General features: G+C 64.7%; 1 protein-coding gene. It reads right to left on the bottom strand.

The window, feature by feature from the left end:
- A partial coding sequence (locus tag AvAM_RS24660; RefSeq protein ID WP_212742304.1) for a DDE-type integrase/transposase/recombinase occupies nucleotides 1-425 on the bottom strand: 425 nt, incomplete at both ends.

The following is a 425-nucleotide window of genomic DNA, read 5'->3' as shown; positions in this document are numbered from 1 at the left end:
GCCAGCACAGCATCGCCTCTTGCGCATGGGCCAGGCTGTCGAAGGTTCGCCCTCGCAGCACCTCGGCCTTCAGGGAGCGGTGAAAGCGCTCGATCTTGCCGTTGGTTTGCGGGTGGTACGGACTGCTGTGGCTGCTGCGCACGCCCAGGCGAATCAGCCAGACATCCAGCGTGCTCAAGTGACCGGGAGCACTGGGCGAGCCCCACGGCGCCCCGTTGTCTGAATTGATGCGCGCCGGCAACCCGTAGCGCTCCAGAATGCCTTGCAGCAACGCCTGGACCGTGCAGATGTCGGTCTTGCTGCAGGCGGTCGTGGCCAGTGCAAAGCGCGAGTGATCGTCCAGCATGGTCAGCGGCGTGCAGCGCCCACCGGCAGTCTCGAAGTAGCCCTTGAAATCCATCTGCCACAGACCGTTGGGCAGTTCG

Origin of the sequence: Acidovorax sp. NB1 (assembly GCF_005405905.1) — a bacterium.
Lineage (GTDB): Bacteria > Pseudomonadota > Gammaproteobacteria > Burkholderiales > Burkholderiaceae_C > Acidovorax.
This window is presented reverse-complemented; position numbering and strand designations above follow the sequence as displayed.